We start from the raw sequence: 14,986 nt of genomic DNA on the forward strand, positions 1-14,986 counted from the left end.
TCAATTCACGGTCGAGAAGACCTTTTTGAGAACATCCGTCGTCCAGCGCGCCGGGTCGTTACGGATATCGGCTTCCTGCTTTGCGATGTAATAAAACAGGCCATCCATCGCCTTGTTGGTCGCGTGATCGGAAAGTGATGCCTTGATGTCAGGCACCATCGGCAATGTGTCGTACTGTCCCATCATTTGATCGTAAAGCTGCAGCGCGCCGGTATCTGCCAATGCTTCGCCAATCACCGGTCTTAACCTGTTTTCGATATCGCCACCCGACACGCGGCGCAGATATTTTGTCGCCGCGTCTTCCGGCCCGTCGAGAATGCCCTTGGCATCTTCCAACGTCATTCTGCTGACGGCATCGGCCAAAATATCACCGGCATCCCGCATCGTCTGTTCGGCGGCGCGGTTCATTCGCAATTCAATTTCCTCGCCATAACTGCCAAGCCCGGCGGCACTTAGCAACGATTGCGCATGTTTGACACTATCAGGCAGCGGAATATGCGCCACCGGGTCAGCATTGAAGCCATCCGTCACGCCAAGATCGGTGGTGACAACCTCAACCCCCTTATCAAGCGCCTGACGCAGGGCATCGGAAACCGTTTCGTCCGAAAGCCCCGCCATTGATGCCGAACTGCCGCCCGAACCGCTGCTGGTCGTGTTGTTCCCCGTCACGCTACCTAGTGCTTCCTTGGCCTTGTCAAAAAAGGATTGCGCCGACGCATCGACCGATATTCCGGCGATCAGAGCCAAAAAAGAGGCTGATACAATCAGGCGGGTAAAGGTGGTGGATTTCGGTGGCTGTGCTCGCATGGATGTCCCCTTGGTTTTGATATTTTCACCATCCTGCAAGCAGATCATGGCCTTGAAAAGACAAAACCCCGATCAATGACCGGGGTTTTGCAACATTTCAAATTCAGGCTGTTAGATCAGTCGACCAGTTCGACTTTCTTGCCATTCAGCAGCAACTGACCGCCTTCGGCCGAAACCGGAATGGTATCGCCATCCTTGACCGTTCCTTCAAGGATCTGCATCGCCAGCGGGTTTTGCAGATAGCGTTGAACAACACGTTTAAGCGGGCGCGCACCATAGACCGGATCATATCCCTTGTCGGCCAGCCAGCTTTTGGCGAACTCGTCGAGTTGCAGGGTGATCTTGCGATCAAACAGCAGCTTTTCAAGGCGACCAAGCTGGATATCGACAATCGTGTCCATCTGGGCACGTTTCAAACGATGGAACAGAAGGACTTCATCCAGCCGATTCAGGAATTCCGGACGGAACGATGCCCGCACGACTTCCATGACCTGACTGCGCAATTCGCTGCTATCGTGACCTTCTTCCTGATTGGCCAGAATGTCGGCCCCCAGGTTCGAGGTCAGGATAATCAGCGTATTGCGGAAGTCGACCGTACGTCCCTGCCCGTCAGTCAAACGACCTTCGTCAAGGACCTGCAACAGAACGTTGAACACATCGGGGTGGGCTTTTTCGACCTCGTCAAACAGAACCACCTGATAGGGACGCCGCCGCACCGCCTCGGTCAGCGAACCGCCTTCCTCGTACCCGACATAGCCCGGAGGCGCACCGATCAGGCGTGCCACCGCATGCTTTTCCATGAATTCCGACATATCAATGCGGACCATGGCCTGTTCATCATCAAACAGGAACTGCGCAAGCGCCTTGGTCAATTCGGTTTTACCAACACCGGTCGGACCAAGGAACAGGAACGATCCCATCGGCCGGTTCGGATCCTGCAACCCGGCACGTGCACGCCGTACCGCATTCGAGATCGACCGAACGGCTTCATCCTGACCAACGACGCGTTTGCGCAGGATGTCTTCCATCCCCAGCAGCTTTTCACGTTCGCCTTCCAGCATCTTGTCGACCGGAATACCCGTCCAGCGCGACACGACCGAAGCAATGTGCTTTTCAGTCACCGCTTCTTCTTTCATGCCGTCGGCCTGATCGTCTTCGGCCTTTTCAAGCAACCGTTCCAGTGCAGGGATTTCTTCATATTGAAGCTGTCCCGCACGGTCGAGCCGCCCGTCACGCATCGCACGTTCAAGTTCGCCGCGTGCCTGATCAAGCTGTTCCTTGATATGGGTCGATGCCGCCAGTTCCTTTTTCTGGGCTTCCCATTTCGCGGTCAGTTCCGCTGATTTTCCTTCAAGCTCGGCCAGTTCCTTGTCAAGACGACCCAGACGATCTTTCGATGCCCGGTCTTCCTCTTTCTTAAGGGCTTCGCGTTCGATCTTGAGCTGAATGATGCGGCGATCAAGTTCGTCGATTTCTTCGGGCTTGGAATCAAGTTCCATCCGAAGACGCGACGCCGACTTATCCATAAGGTCAATCGCCTTGTCAGGCAGGAAGCGGTCCGTGATGTATCGGTTCGAAAGGGTTGCCGCCGCAACCAGCGCATTATCGGCAATACGCACACCGTGATGGAGTTCGTATTTTTCCTTGATGCCGCGCAGGATCGAAACCGTGTCGGAAACGCTTGGTTCGGAGACAAACACCGGTTGGAAACGACGGGCAAGTGCCGCGTCCTTTTCAATATGCTGGCGATATTCGTCCAGGGTTGTCGCCCCAACGCAGTGAAGTTCACCGCGCGCCAGTGCCGGTTTCAAAAGGTTGGAGGCATCCATCGATCCCTCGGCCTTTCCGGCCCCGACCAGCGTGTGCAATTCATCAATGAACAGAACGATCTGCCCTGCTTCGGCCTCGATCTCGGACATCACCGCTTTCAGACGTTCCTCGAACTCGCCACGGAACTTGGCACCGGCAATCAACGCACCAAGATCAAGCGACAGAAGTTTCTTGTCCTTGAGCGTTTCGGGCACGTCACCCTTGACAATGCGCAATGCCAGACCTTCGGCAATGGCGGTTTTACCCACGCCGGGCTCGCCGATCAGAACCGGGTTGTTTTTTGTCCGGCGCGACAGAACCTGAATCGCGCGCCGAATTTCTTCGTCACGGCCGATCACAGGGTCAAGCTTGCCCTCACGTGCCGCCGCCGTCAGATCACGCGCGTATTTCTTAAGCGCATCATACTGGCTTTCCGCACCGGCACTATCAGCCGTACGGCCCTTACGGATGTCATTGATTGCCCCGTTAAGGGCCTGTGCGGTAACACCGGCATCGGCCAGCACCTTGCCCGCCACCGATTTTGGATCAAGCGCAATAGTCAAAAGCAACCGTTCGGCTGTGACATAGCTGTCACCGGCTTTCTTGGCGACTTCCTGTGCCTGATCGATCAGGCGGGCAAACTCGGATGATAGATAAATCTGGCCATTGCCGCCCGAAACCTTGGGCAGTTTTGCCAGTTCCTGAGCACAACGATCCTGTGCAGTTTTGGGCTTTCCGCCCGCTGCCTTGATAAGATTTGCCGCCAGACCTTCTTCATCGTCAAGCAGCACTTTCAGAAGATGGATCGGTACAAATTGCTGATGGTTTTCACGTAGCGCCAGTGATTGCGCCGCCTGAAGGAACCCTTTGGACCGGTCCGTAAACTTTTCGAATTCCATGCCTGTCACTCCTTGAGCCAACAGTATCGTATCATGCGGACCTTCTTGGAAGCATCCGCGACCTTAAGTGGTTTTATCCACAATAGAAATTATCAATCATTCTATTGCCGACGTCTTTGATATGTCTCAGTTCCCTGTCTTTGCAAGACGATACCCCTACAAAAGTTGCAAGAATTATTTGTGCACCGCAGCACCATTTTCTGGCACCATTCAAGATTACGGCGAAAGGCGTTGTCATTCTGGCTAAATCTGTTGTCTGCCAACTGGCGGGAAGTCTTGCCCTCGGGATAACAACGCATTAACGTCGCCATTCATATTTTTCTGGCCTACCTGTCGGCCCGCCCCGTTTGCCGACAGATAACCGCGCCCCACAGGATCAAACGCCATGACTATCGAACTCAAAGCCATAAAAAGATACCCGGTCAAAGGGCTAAGCGGCATCGAAATGCCTGCTGCCGACATCACGGCTCATCAGATGCTGAAGGATGACCGTCGCTTTATCATCGCGACCCAGTCATCAGTCGGACAGGACGGCGTGCATGAATGGGCACGAAAAAGCAATTTCCTGCAATTGGTCAACACGCCGAAACTCGCTGAACTTGGCATCGAATATGACGACGCGACAACAACGTTGTCGATCCTGCGGAACGGTCGTGCAATCTGCAAAGGCAATCTTGAAGACAAAATGGGTCGCACCGTGGTCGAGGACTTCCTGAAGGCATTCCTGAAAAATGACGCCGCCGGAACACCTAAAATCTATTCGGTCCCCGATGTCAGCTTTGGCGACATGAAGGAACCCTATATATCGGTCATCAATCTGGCATCGGTACGCGATTTCGGCGACCGTATTGTTCAGAAAGAAATCGATCCGATGCGGTTTCGTGGCAATCTGCTGATTGACGGGCTTGAGCCGTGGGCCGAACTGAAATGGGAAGAGGGCCAGATCGTTCAGATCAACGGCGTTGATTTCCGAGTCATCCATCCGATCACGCGCTGCAAGGCAACCAGCGTCAATCCCGGCACAGCCGAGTTCTGATATCAACGTTCCGCTGATGCTGCGCAAGGGGCTGAACCACCTTTACATGGGTGTTTATGTCGAACCGGTCAATTCCGGCCAGATCCGGCCCGGCGACGAAATTGCCGTTATAAAAGACTGACACGCGAGATTGTCACGCTCCGACGTCAGCTAGCTGAAAGTCGGGGCGTGAACCGCCATTCCCTGAAACATCTCGTCATGATACCAGTCAATCCGGTATGCCCGGATCGGCGGGACACCTTTGCGAAACAGTATCTGTTCTTCGGCCGGAAACCGCGCGACTTCAGTTGATCGCAGGATAGGCTGATTGTCCTGTGGTCGCAAATGCACCGGCCGGTCACCACTTGCACCGCCACCGGTATCGTCAAACTTCGACATCGCCGTCAGTCCGGAAACCCAGTCGAGGTTGAAAGCCCCATCCTGGCTGAGCACCGAAATCGCATCCGCCCGCCCGACAACATTTTCCCAGTTCAGACAAACATCCATCAGGCCACTGACGCCGGAAAAACCGGGCCAGATGATCATGCCATCGCCAAGCCCGCCGCCCAAAAGACGTTCAAACAACGGCATGCGGCCAATCGCCTCAATCCCGTCAAACAGGACCAGAAACTCCGCATCCCCGCTTTTCCAGTCGCGGCGGGTAATAAGCTGCATCATGGCGCCAATCATCACCCGGCTGAATGCGGTCTGGGTGTCGGGTGTTTCCCCGCCCATCCGCCCGACAATGAAAATCGAGACGGGCCGACCGGTCAGATCATCAATACCAAACGTGCTGTTGCCCAGAACCCGTGCAATCGCGGGATTGTCGAAATCTGCTGTTGCCATGCGACATGCTTCGATAATCGACAGACGCTGGTCTTCGGTCATATCAAGAATGGTCAGGGCAATGTCGGAAATCCTGCCATCGGCGGACTCGATTCCCATCAGTTCCTCAAGGATTTTATAAAACCGATGAGACGGCATCACCAGATTGCGCCGGACCTCGGCAAGGCTTCTGTTTTCTTTCAGGCTCTTCTGCATGGTGTAAACGATGAATCCCTGCAAAAGAGTACGTGCCGCACGGGTTTCCTGTTCGTCAAGTTCCTGAACAAAGACTGGCGCCAGCAATGTATCGGCAATTAGCCCGGCATCCGCAATCAGCCCTTCGCCCTGCTGGCGCATGAAATCGCAAGGATTGAACTGATCGGTTTCCGCCCCAGCCTGACCATGCGGATCAATCAGAATAACCCGTTGCCCCAACTTTTTGCGGCGATCCTGCACGGCACGGTAAATGCTGCCATGACGTTCATAAACAAACAGCGCACCAGTATGCAGCAAAGCGTTCGGCTCTGCCGAGGCGCGGTAATATTCTTCGGGTTTGCTGGAAAATGTGATTACCCGACGCAGTCCCGATGAACCGATCAACCTTTTCTCCGTTCCCCAGCGTCCGAGAACGATTGACGGCTTGGGATCAAGAAGCTTGCGAGCGTCAAGGTCTTCTACCTTCGCCCACTGGCCTTCGACCTTCATTCGTGCGGCCTGCATTGGCGAAACGGATTGCTTTTTATTGGACGGCGACGATTGCAGACGATTAAGGACGATAACAATCAGCGGCAGGAACATTGGGATGATAAAACAGACAGCCCCCAGTAAAGCCAGTTCATAGTCACCGTTAAACACGCCAAGAGCGACAACCATCGCACCAAGCGCCCACAACAGCACCATGACGACCCGGAACAAACCTGTTCCCATCATTCAACCCCCAAGAATGTTTACCTGTCTTTTGGCGAAGTGACCCCGTTGCATTTTCATGCCTTCCGCCCCGCCAGCAGGCTCCGTTACTATCAAGTGATATCAGTTAAAATCGCAAGTTGCACCATATTACCTATTTATGGACGGGCAGTTTCACATCAAGAAGTCCAATTGACAGTCCGGCAAACAAACCAGTCGCAACGCTGTTTTTCAAAACCAGAAAACAACAAACCCCGCGGGATTTCTCCGGCGGGGTCTGTTGTAATCGTGGCAACGCAAAGGATCAGGCAGAAACAGTTTCCGCCGATTTATCTTCGCTTGAGCCTTCTTCGCCGTCCTCACGACCGGCAGCACGGCTGCGGCCACGACGGGCTGTCGGATGACGACCGCGTGTGCGGCTTGTTCCGGCAGCGGCTTTACGCGGTTTCTTTTCTTCACTGTCCGCCGAGGTGTCGGTATCGGCATTGTCAGCTGGCCCTATATCCAAAGACGGCTGGTCGCTGTCTTCGGACGCCGCCTTTGGTGGGCGACCACGCGGTGCGGCACGGCGCGCACGCGGTGCACGCTTTACCGGTGCTGCATCGCCATCGTTGCTGTCTGCGGAAGAAGCAGCGGCAGAAGCGGCAACGTCATTGCCATCTGACGAATTGTTGCCAGTATCATTCGACGTATTATCTGCCGATGCCGCAACGTCATCCTGGCTGACAGAGTTATCGTTGCTGTCGTCACCATTCTGGTTTTCGCTACGCTCGTCACGGTTCGGGCGATTGTTACCCCGATCATTCCGGTCGTTGCGATCATTACGCTGCGGGCGCGGGTTATTATTGTCGCCACGCTCTTCGCGACGCTGGTTTTCCCAGTCAATCGCAGCCTGCAAAATACGATGATAGTGTTCCGCATGCTGGTAATAGTTTTCAGCAAGAACCGGATCGTCAGTGCAATCCTTGGCCAGCGAAACATATTTTTCGTAAACCTGCTGGGCGTTTCCACGAACGCGCCCGTCCGGACCGTTACTGTCAAAAGTCTGAAATTTCGGATTTACAGGACGTTTATTCGGCTGCTGCCGTCCGCGCGGACGCTTATTATTGTTGTTGTTGTTGTTATTTCTCATATCAACATGTCTTTGGTGTTGAAGGACAAATCCGGATTCATCTAGGAATCCCGGAACCACTCCGTCTGAAAAACATATTTCCCGCTAAACAGTACCGGTCAAACGGCACTAGGACAAACCCACCGAAGACCTTGAAGGGAACGGAGATTTATTACTGTTTACAGGGGAACACGGCGCTTTCATAGCGCGTCGGGCACCCGGCCCGTAAAAACAACCTATATGGCTTGACGCCTTATTCCAACTGTTTTTTTCAATGCCCGTATTTTTTTTGCAATGACGTGGCAGATCGGTCAGATCACACAGCGCCCGACCGAGCAACGGGTCTTTTTGGCCGCAACACAGCGCACGATCCCGCCCAGGTCTTCGCGATATTCCACACCAACAAAACCGGCCTCGACCAAAAGGCGGGCAACGTCTTCTTCCTGTCCCTGTCCGATTTCAAAAATCACAAACCCGGCCGGTTTGACGAGGGAAAACGCAACCTGTGACAGAATACGATACGCACCAAGTCCGTCGCCTTCGTCCGTCAGTGCCAGACGCGGATCATATTCGCGTACTTCGGGCGACAGTGTTTCCATATCGGCCTGCGTGATATAGGGCGGATTGGACACCACCAGATCAAATCCGGTCTGGCGTTCCCCGTCCGTAATCGCACTGTCCCAGTCAGAAACACGGAACTCAACCTGATCGGCAAGATCAAGACGCTGGGCATTTTGGCGTGCGCAGGCAACCGCGCCCTCGCTGATATCAACGCCAAGTCCGCTTGCATTTTGCAAATCGCCAATGATCGACAGCAAAAGGCACCCGGTGCCTGTTCCGAAATCAAGAACCGTCGGCGCGTCCGCATCTTCGAGCCAGTCCAGCGCCAGTTCAACAATCGTCTCGCTGTCCGGTCGCGGGTCAAGCGTTTCGGGCGAAAGCCTGAAACTATGCCGCCAGAAATCCCGCTGCCCCAGAATACGCGATACCGGCTCATGCTTCAGACGACGCGCAACCATGTCGCGGAACTTTGCAACGGCATCTGCCCCCACCACGTCTTCCGGCCACGCAGCAATCCGACTGCCATCGACACCGGCGGCATCGGACAAAAGAATACGGGCGTCCATTCGGGCATTTTCAATACCGGCATCGCGCAGAGCGCCAGCCGCTTCGGCCATCAAGGCACAAAGGGTTAGCGCATTGTCTTTCGTGCTGGCATTGTCTGCCGTCATCGGATCAATTCTCGATCTCGGCCAGTTTCTGCGCCTGATCTTCGGCAATCAGGGCATCAATCATTTCATCGACCGACGGCCCGCCGGTGATGAAATCGTCCAAACGATAAAGGGTCAGGTTGATGCGATGATCCGATACACGTCCCTGCGGGAAGTTATAGGTCCGGATACGTTCCGAACGATCACCTGAACCGACCTGTGATTTGCGATCGGCCGCACGCGCACTGTCCTTGCTTTCGCGTTCCTGATCATACAGGCGCGAAAGCAGCATCTTCATCGCCTTTTCCTTGTTCTTGTGCTGCGATTTTGCTTCCTGGCTCGCAGCGACCACGCCGGTTGGAATGTGGGTAATACGCACCGCACTGTCCGTGGTGTTAACGTGCTGGCCACCGGCCCCTTGCGAACGATAGGTATCAATCCGCAAGTCTTTCGGGTCGATATGAATATCGACTTCTTCCGCCTCGGGCAGAACAGCGACCGTTGCCGCCGAGGTATGAATACGCCCGCCGCCCTCGGTCACCGGCACACGCTGAACCCGGTGCACGCCGCTTTCGAATTTCAGGCGCGCAAACACACCTGCACCCGATACGTTGACGATAACTTCCTTGTATCCGCCAAGGTCGTTTTCATTGGCGTCCATCTGCTCGAACTTCCAGCCGCGGTTTTCCGCATAACGCTGATACATGCGATACAGGTCGGCGGCAAAAAGTGCGGCTTCCTCGCCGCCGGTACCAGCGCGAATTTCAAGGATGGCGTTCTTTTCGTCCGCGTCATCCTTGGGCAGAAGCATCAGCTTCACTTCGTGCTCGGCCTTGGGCAATTCGTCGAGGATTTCATATTTCTCGGCTTCGGCCATTTCACGCATGTCGCGATCAGACCCGGCATCGTCAAGGATTTCCTGCGCGCCCTCCAGATCGGCACGAAGCTTTTTTACCTTCTCGACCGCATCAACAATCGGGGAAAGTTCGGCATATTCGCGCGACAGTTTGGCAAACGAGTCACCATCCGTCGCCCCGCCCGACAGCAGGGATTTGAGTTCGTCGAACCGGCGTACAACGCCATCAAGTTTACCGGGGTCCAGACTCACTCTTTGTCCTCCTTCGGGGTTTCATCATTATCTTCGGCTTTGCTGGCATTCGAACCGGACTGCAACGCGAACAGACGCGTCAAAAGCTTTTGGGCTTTCATCCATTCGACCGTTCCAGCACCATCCGTGGTTGCCGCAAGGTCTTTAAGCGCTTGGGTAGGCGTATGCAACAACCGATTGATCAGAAGCCGGGTCGCCTTTTCGGCATCACCATGACTTTCGCGCAAGGCATCGTTGCGAACGGTTTCGAAATGCGCCCTTAAATCCGCCATCGCCGGGATGGCGGCACGTTCGGCCCGCACGCGAACAAAATGCTCGACCTCTTCCTCGATCAGAGCCCAAGCCTCGTCGGCCTTTTCCTCGCGTCCGCCGCGCCCCTCGGCGGCAATCTTTTCAAGATCGCCCAGCCGATAGAAAAACACCTCGGCGATCTCGTCGACCTGCGGATCGATATCGCCGGGAACCGCCGTATCGATCATCAGGATCGGGCGATAACGTCGGCGCTTGATCGCATCCAGGGCGCGTGCCTTGTCAATGATATAGCGGCGCGATCCCCCAGCGGTCAGGACCATATCGGCCTCGGCCAGCAGACGATCAAGGTCTTCAAGTTCCGACCAATGGCAATCAAGCCTGCGCGCGACAAGACGTGCCCGGGCGGCCAACCGGTCGGTGACCAACACCCGTCCCATGCCGCGTTCGGCAAGGGATGCGGCAATCAGTTCACCCATATCCCCCGCACCGGCCAGAAGCAGCGTGCAATTGGCAATATCGCCATGCAGGTCGCGCGCAACAGATTGTGCCGCCGCCGCAATAGAAACCGCACCCTGCCCGATGCCAGTCTGGCTTCGGACCTTTTTGGAAATGGCATAGGCCGTCTGATACACCAGTTCCAGCTCGCGCCCGACAAGCTTGTGGTGCCGCGCGATCCGATGGGCATCCTTGACCTGTCCGAAGACTTCCGGTTCACCGATCACCAGGCTGTCAAGAGACGCCGCAACCGCAAAAACATGGCGCAACGCGTCGCGCCCGGACCGGATGTAAAGCTCGCTTGCCAGCTTGTCGCGATCGATATCCGCCCAAAGGGCAAGAAGATCAATCAGCCGTTCCCGGCCGCGTTCCGCATCCGACGCCAGCAAATGGATTTCGGTACGGTTACAGGTCGAAACCACAATCGCCTGCCCCAAGCGGGCCTGCAAAATCGCCGACAGGAACTGCGGCAGGCGGGCTTCATCGATGAACAGACGATCACGCGTATCCTCGCTAGAGCGCCGATGATTGGTCCCGATCACCATCAGGCGATCCAGCGGCCAGTCTCCGGCTTCTTCACGCGGGAATGCGTCTGTCACCCTGCACTTACCTTTTGCCGATTACGCCCGCAAGCTGATCAAGCGCAATTTCCTGCTGTTCACCACTGTCCAGGTCGCGAAGCTGGGCGACGCCCTTTGCCAGTTCGTCATCGCCAAGGATAACCGCGAGACGGGCATTTGCCTTGTCCGCGCGCTTCATGCGTTTTTTCATGTTCCCGGCATAGCCGAGCTCGACCGCAATACCGGTTTCGCGCAATGTCTGTGCGAGTGTGCGGCATCGTGCCTCGGCCGCATCCCCCATCGGGATCAATGCAATCGGACGCAGACCGGCCGGGGCTTCGCCGACCATCAGAGCCAGGCGTTCAACACCAGCCGCCCAGCCAACACCGGCCGTCTGCGGGCCACCCATGGTCGAAATCAGGCCATCATAACGGCCACCGGCCATCACGGTTCCCTGTGCGCCAAGGGTGTTGGTCGTGAACTCGAAACAGGTGTGACAATAATAATCCAGACCACGCACCAGACGCGGATTCAGCTCATATCCGATACCAATATCGCCAAGCCCGCCAGTCAGCGACTTGAAGAATTCCTGACTGTGTTCGTTCAGATATTCGGCAAATAACGGTGCATTGGCGACCAGTTCCCGGTCTCCTTCATCCTTGGAATCAAGGATACGCAGCGGGTTCTTTTCAAGGCGTGCCCGGCTGTCTTCCGACAGCTTGTCGAAATGTCCCTTGAAATAATCAACCAGAACGTCGCGATACGCTGCCCGGCTTTCCGGATCGCCAAGGGTGTTAAGCTCCAGCGTGATGCTGTCCCACAGGCCAAGAGACTTAAGGATATGCGCACCATAGGCGATCATTTCGATATCACCTGCGACCTGCTCGACCCCCAGAAGCTCTGCTCCGATCTGGTGGAACTGGCGCTGGCGGCCTTTCTGCGGTCGTTCATAACGGAACATCGGCCCGTAATAGGAAACCTTGACCGGGGACATCTGCTGCATGCCGTTCGAGATATAGGCACGCGCAATACCAGCCGTCCCTTCGGGGCGCAGCGTGATCTGTTCGCCACCGCGATCCTCGAAGGTATACATTTCCTTGGTCACGACATCGGACGTGTCGCCAAGGGTCCGGGCAAAGACCTCGGTAAATTCGAAGATCGGCGTGGACATGCGATGGTAACCATACAACTCGCCGATGTCGCGCGCGACCTGCGCGATATGATCCTGCAGACGGTTCTGTTCAGGCAGAAGGTCATGCGTGCCACGGACGGGTTGAAGCGATGCCACTTTGGGTCTCCGATCTAACTTGAATTCCAGATATTTGCGCCAAAACGGTCAACGCAAATTCATGTGAACATGAAAATAGCTTTCCGCCCGGACGGCGGAAAGCCAAAATTCGTCAATTCTGCTAAGCTATTCCGCCGCGGCCAGCTTTGCGGCTTCTTCGGCTTCGATCTTGGCCGCGCGTTCCTCGACCAGTTCGACGATATGGTCGACCATTTTTTCGGTGCTGATATTGTGATCGGGACGGCCGGAGATATACATTTTGTGGTTGCCACCACCACCACCGGTAAGCCCGATATCGGTTTCGCGGGCCTCGCCCGGGCCATTGACGATGCAGCCAATGATCGACAGCGAAATCGGGGTTGAAATGTGGGCCAACCGTTTTTCAAGCTCGGCCACCGTATCAACCACATTAAAGCCCTGACGCGCGCAGGACGGGCAGGAAATGATCTGCACACCGCGGGTCCGAAGGCCAAGCGATTTCAGAATATCATACCCGACATGGATTTCCTCAACCGGGTCGGCTGACAGCGACACGCGCAACGTATCGCCGATACCGGCCCACAGAAGATTGCCCATGCCAATCGCCGATTTCACCGTACCGCCGCGCAGGCCACCGGCCTCGGTAATGCCCAGATGCAGCGGATAGTCGCATGCTTCGGCCAGGCCGTAATAGGCGGCAACCGCAAGGAACACATCGGATGCTTTGACCGAAATCTTGAACTCGTAGAAATCCTGATCTTCAAGGATTTTGGCATGATTCAGCGCACTTTCGACCATCGCCTCCGGGCAGGGTTCGCCGTAGCGTTCCAGCAATTCCTTTTCGAGCGACCCGGCATTAACCCCGATACGCATCGAACAGCCGTGGTCCTTGGCCGCCTTGACGACCTCGCGCACGCGTTCTGTCGATCCGATATTACCCGGGTTGATCCGCAGGCACGCCGCACCAGCTTCGGCGGCTTCGATCGCACGTTTGTAATGGAAATGGATATCGGCAACGATCGGGACATGCACCTGCTTGATGATGTCTTTAAGCGCCGCAGTCGATTCCCGATCCGGGCAGGAAACACGAACAATATCGGCACCTGCTTCTTCAAGGCGCAAAATCTGATCCACGGTTGCCGCAACATCGGTGGTCAGGGTGTTGGTCATCGACTGCACCGAGATCGGCGCGTCTCCACCAACTTCCACATTACCGACGCGGATCTTGCGGCTTTTGCGGCGTTCAATATCTCGATAAGGGCGGACGCTCATTTCCGGTTCCAAGCAAATCTGTGTCTCTGGCCGACTATATAGCTTATCAGGGGCTAATTAGAAACCGTTGCCTTACGGTTTTTCCGTCAGATTTTGCAAAGCTGTCATAAAAAAAGCGGCCATATCAGGCCGCTTTTTCGAAAATCAGGGGTGACGCCATCACAAGGATGGCAGACATCCTTACTGTGCCGTCGCCGGTGCCGTTCCTTCAAGGGCTTCAACATCAAGCGAGAAATCCGAAATCACCGCACCGTAATCACCGACCGGCAGGGCTTCCTTGCCATCGACGCTATAGGTCAGTGCGCCTGCATTGCCAACTTCGAGCATCAGGCCGTCCTTGTTCGGAACACGATACGTGTCGCCTGCGCTCAGCATCCGGGTCAGCAGGATGTTGCCATCGCCTTCGCGAATACGCACCCAGCTGGTTTCAACCGCCTCAATGGTGACACGGCTGTCAACATTGACCGCCCCGAAAACACGTCCGCCGCCGACTTCGTCAACTTCGGGCGCTGCCGGAACAGCGGCAGTTTCTGCTGCCGGTGCTGCCGGTGTCTGTGCTGCCGTTTCGGACGCAGGTGCAGGCGCCTCCGCCGCAACCTCTGGCACGGCTGCCGGTGTTTCGACCGGTGCCGCGGCTTCTGCCGGTGCTTCGGCAACTTCGGCCGGCGGCGTCTCAGCCACTTGCGGGGCTGCTGCGGTTTCGGCTGTATCGGTTGCTGCTGCGGGTTCCTGCTGTGCAATCACAGGGGTATCGGCTGCCGGTGCTTCTGCCGTCTCGGCGGTTTCCCCGGTCGGAGCAGAGGCCGAAGGTCCAACTTCTGCCGCACGGGCATCGGCCGCATTTTCCAGATTGCGTTCCGGAACGGCCTGTTCGCCGCCTGACGTATAGCTTGCCAGTCGTTCGGGCAACGGATCGACCAGATCGGCGATGGTTTTGCCCTGGCTCGACAGATAGTACCAGCCACCATAGGCGCCGATACCAAGCAATGCCGCAATCAGAAGGACCGCCCCACCGGGGACGCGGCTTTCCTGAACAGGTTTCGGGAAACTAAGTTCGGTCCGGGCTGCGGGCGCGTTGCTCTCCGCACGGAAACGCCGCACGATTTCTGCCCCGTCCAGTCCGAGATGTTCGGCATAGGCTTTGATAAAGCCCAAACCATACGGGCCACCGGGTAACACCGAATAATCGCTGTTCTCGATCGCCTCGATATAAATCTTGCGGATACGCAGCAAACGGCAAACGTCTTCGACGCTCTGACCAAGATTATTCCTGGTGTGGCGCAAAAGACGCCCTACTTCGGCCTGATCAGATGAATAGCCGTTATCTGCTTCCATTTTGATGTCATTTGACGGCCCATTTCCAGGCAACGGCCTGAAACGCAAGCGCCCCCCGGATTGCTCGTCCAAATGATCTTCCTTTCGCTTTCCGATCGCCAACTCCGCACCCCC

General features: G+C 55.9%; 11 protein-coding genes. 1 reads left to right on the forward strand and 10 read right to left on the reverse strand.

The window, feature by feature from the left end; genetic code table 11:
* Positions 1–807: a DUF4197 domain-containing protein gene (locus R1T41_RS02260; RefSeq protein ID WP_317339664.1), complete on the reverse strand. Its 807-nt coding sequence runs from the start codon at positions 805–807 to the stop codon at positions 1–3.
* 116 nt (positions 808–923) lie between these two features.
* A complete protein-coding gene (clpB, locus tag R1T41_RS02265) occupies positions 924–3,515 on the reverse strand; it encodes an ATP-dependent chaperone ClpB (RefSeq protein WP_317339665.1) in 2,592 nt (863 codons plus the stop codon).
* A 385-nt stretch (positions 3,516–3,900) separates the two neighbouring features.
* Here clpB and R1T41_RS02270 point away from each other — a divergent pair, with 385 nt between their 5' ends.
* Positions 3,901–4,551: an MOSC domain-containing protein gene (locus tag R1T41_RS02270; protein WP_317339667.1), complete on the forward strand. Its 651-nt coding sequence runs from the start codon at positions 3,901–3,903 to the stop codon at positions 4,549–4,551.
* Positions 4,552–4,701: 150 nt separating this feature from the next.
* On the opposite strand, the gene R1T41_RS02275 is transcribed toward R1T41_RS02270, so the two are convergent.
* From R1T41_RS02275 to R1T41_RS02310, 8 genes are all read right to left on the reverse strand, one after another.
* Positions 4,702–6,285 (reverse strand): type IV secretory system conjugative DNA transfer family protein, encoded by a 1,584-nt coding sequence (locus tag R1T41_RS02275; RefSeq protein ID WP_317339669.1) that lies wholly within the window; start codon positions 6,283–6,285, stop codon positions 4,702–4,704.
* Between the two features lie 280 nt (positions 6,286–6,565).
* Positions 6,566–7,393, reverse strand: a complete 828-nt coding sequence (locus R1T41_RS02280) for a DUF4167 domain-containing protein (protein WP_247741905.1) — start codon at positions 7,391–7,393, stop codon at positions 6,566–6,568.
* A 290-nt stretch (positions 7,394–7,683) separates the two neighbouring features.
* On the reverse strand, positions 7,684–8,604 hold the full coding sequence (gene prmC, locus R1T41_RS02285; RefSeq protein WP_317339673.1) for a peptide chain release factor N(5)-glutamine methyltransferase: 921 nt from the start codon (positions 8,602–8,604) through the stop codon (positions 7,684–7,686).
* Positions 8,605–8,608: 4 nt separating this feature from the next.
* On the reverse strand, positions 8,609–9,691 hold the full coding sequence (gene prfA / locus R1T41_RS02290) for a peptide chain release factor 1 (protein WP_062953390.1): 1,083 nt from the start codon (positions 9,689–9,691) through the stop codon (positions 8,609–8,611).
* A complete protein-coding gene (hemA, locus tag R1T41_RS02295; RefSeq protein ID WP_317339676.1) occupies positions 9,688–11,037 on the reverse strand; it encodes a glutamyl-tRNA reductase in 1,350 nt (449 codons plus the stop codon). The genes prfA and hemA overlap by 4 nt, the downstream gene beginning before the upstream one ends.
* A 7-nt stretch (positions 11,038–11,044) precedes the next feature.
* Positions 11,045–12,286, reverse strand: coding sequence for a histidine--tRNA ligase (hisS, locus tag R1T41_RS02300; protein ID WP_062953388.1), 1,242 nt, complete (start codon positions 12,284–12,286; stop codon positions 11,045–11,047).
* Positions 12,287–12,412: 126 nt separating this feature from the next.
* Entirely contained in the window at positions 12,413–13,537 is a 1,125-nt protein-coding gene (ispG, locus tag R1T41_RS02305; RefSeq protein ID WP_062953387.1) for a flavodoxin-dependent (E)-4-hydroxy-3-methylbut-2-enyl-diphosphate synthase, read from the reverse strand.
* 180 nt (positions 13,538–13,717) lie between these two features.
* Positions 13,718–14,872, reverse strand: coding sequence for a helix-turn-helix domain-containing protein (locus R1T41_RS02310; RefSeq protein WP_317339680.1), 1,155 nt, complete (start codon positions 14,870–14,872; stop codon positions 13,718–13,720).
* Between the last annotated feature and the right edge of the window lie 114 nt (positions 14,873–14,986).

The sequence above is a fragment of the Thalassospira lucentensis genome, assembly GCF_032921865.1.
GTDB lineage: Bacteria > Pseudomonadota > Alphaproteobacteria > Rhodospirillales > Thalassospiraceae > Thalassospira > Thalassospira lucentensis_A.

Excerpts from the sequence above, each read along its gene's own strand:
- R1T41_RS02260 (WP_317339664.1), bottom strand. The coding sequence starts at position 807 with ATGCGAGCACAGCCACCGAAATCCACCACCTTTACCCGCCTGATTGTA.
- clpB (WP_317339665.1), bottom strand. The coding sequence starts at position 3,515 with ATGGAATTCGAAAAGTTTACGGACCGGTCCAAAGGGTTCCTTCAGGCG.
- R1T41_RS02270 (WP_317339667.1), top strand. The coding sequence starts at position 3,901 with ATGACTATCGAACTCAAAGCCATAAAAAGATACCCGGTCAAAGGGCTA.
- R1T41_RS02275 (WP_317339669.1), bottom strand. The coding sequence starts at position 6,285 with ATGATGGGAACAGGTTTGTTCCGGGTCGTCATGGTGCTGTTGTGGGCG.
- R1T41_RS02280 (WP_247741905.1), bottom strand. The coding sequence starts at position 7,393 with ATGAGAAATAACAACAACAACAACAATAATAAGCGTCCGCGCGGACGG.
- prmC (WP_317339673.1), bottom strand. The coding sequence starts at position 8,604 with ATGACGGCAGACAATGCCAGCACGAAAGACAATGCGCTAACCCTTTGT.
- ispG (WP_062953387.1), bottom strand. The coding sequence starts at position 13,537 with ATGAGCGTCCGCCCTTATCGAGATATTGAACGCCGCAAAAGCCGCAAG.
- R1T41_RS02310 (WP_317339680.1), bottom strand. The coding sequence starts at position 14,872 with ATGGAAGCAGATAACGGCTATTCATCTGATCAGGCCGAAGTAGGGCGT.